1 protein-coding gene and 2 pseudogenes are annotated in these 1,385 nt (G+C 73.4%); all 3 read left to right on the top strand.

The genetic code is table 11. The features are described from left to right. Positions 1 to 326: pseudogene (locus tag K6I34_RS37005) on the top strand (hypothetical protein); the annotation flags it as partial. Between the two features lie 5 nt (positions 327 to 331). Further along, complete coding sequence (locus K6I34_RS37000) at positions 332 to 757, top strand: nuclear transport factor 2 family protein (RefSeq protein WP_229332396.1); 426 nt, start codon at positions 332 to 334, stop codon at positions 755 to 757. An 83-nt stretch (positions 758 to 840) separates the two neighbouring features. After that, a pseudogene (locus K6I34_RS36995) lies at positions 841 to 1,385 on the top strand (cytochrome P450); the annotation flags it as partial.

Genomic DNA, 1,385 nt, shown 5'->3' with positions numbered 1-1,385 from the left:
AGCACACCCTCCTCGACCCCCGCCCGCGTCCGGCCCGCCGCGGCCCCGTCGCCCGGCAGTGGCGGGAGATGGCGGCACACGGCTTCACGGACCTGGACCACCGCCTGTACGAGACCGGACACGAACGCTCGGGCCCGGAGGCCGTCGACCTGCTGGCCTCGTACTCCGGCTACCGGGTGCTCCCTGAGGCGGTACGGGCACCCCTGCTCGCGGAGGTGGCGCGGATCGTGGGTGACGGCGGCGTGCCGGTGCGCGTGGTCACGAGCCTGTTCCTGGGGCGTGCGGGAGAGGTCCGGGAGCAGCGGGGAACGCATCGCCTACGCTGAGCCGCATGCCACAGCACCCCGACGTCGAAGTCGCCGTCCGCTACCACGAGGCAGTCGCCCGAGGGGCCACCGGCGAGGAGCTGGCCTCCTTCTTCCACGAGGAGGCGGTGCAGCAGGAGTTCCCCAACCTCCTCTTCCCCGACGGTGTCCGCCGCGATCTGCCCGCGGTGCTCCAGGCCGCGGAACGGGGCCGCGAGGCCGTGGACCGGCAGCGGTTCGAGGTGCGTGACGCGGTCGCGTCCGGCGACCGGGTGGCCATGGAGGTCACCTGGACCGGTACCCTCGCCGTCCCGCTGGGCGGCCTCCCCGCGGGCCACGTCCTGCGCGCCCATATCGCGGTCTTCCTCGAATTCCGCGACGGCAGGATCCTCGCCCAGCGCAACTACGACTGCTACGAGCGGCCGGACCGTACCGGCACGCCGGTGCGGTGACCCCGGGAACCGGGATCTCACCGTGCGGGCACAAGGACAATCACCCCTTCTCCCCGGGTAGTTGCCCCAGTAGCGTGGGCATCATGGATATCCCCGGTCCCGGGCCCCGGGCGGACGGCGGTGCCGGTGCCGTCGCGGAGGCGGGCGGGCTGCACGTCTACCAGTTGCGGCTGCACGCCGCGTACGGGCCCGTCGTGCGGTTCCAGCTCCCGGGCGCGGAGACGGCCGTGTCGGTCGCCGACCCCGTGCTGCTGGAGGCGGTGGCGGGCATCGACAAGCGGCCTGAGGGGTTGTTCGCGTTCCTGGAGCCGCTGTTCGAGGCGGGCAATGTGCAGGTGATGCCCGCCGCCGAGCACACGCCCTGGCGGCGTCTGATGCTGTCGGTGCTGGCCGGACGCCCGTCCCACGAGCGGCACTTCGGGCGGTTCACCGCGCTGGTGGCGGAGCTCGCGGACCGCTGGGCCGGGCATGCCGCCGCCGACGAGCCCGTGGCGCTGCAGAAGGACCTCACCGCGCTGTCCCTGCGGATGATCTGCGCGTACGCGCTGGGCGGCGAGGCGGCGGACCCGGACGGCGTCGTGACCGCGTTCGAGGAGGTGCTCACCGAACATCTCGGGCGGCTCTACCA

Origin of the sequence: Streptomyces sp. UNOC14_S4 (assembly GCF_020740835.1) — a bacterium.
Classification (GTDB): domain Bacteria; phylum Actinomycetota; class Actinomycetes; order Streptomycetales; family Streptomycetaceae; genus Streptomyces.
The sequence above is the reverse complement of the archived record's forward strand: the minus strand, read 5'-3'. Positions and strand labels throughout refer to the sequence as shown.

Coding starts and splice junctions, on each gene's coding strand:
- K6I34_RS37000 (WP_229332396.1), top strand. CDS start 332: ATGCCACAGCACCCCGACGTCGAAGTCGCCGTCCGCTACCACGAGGCA.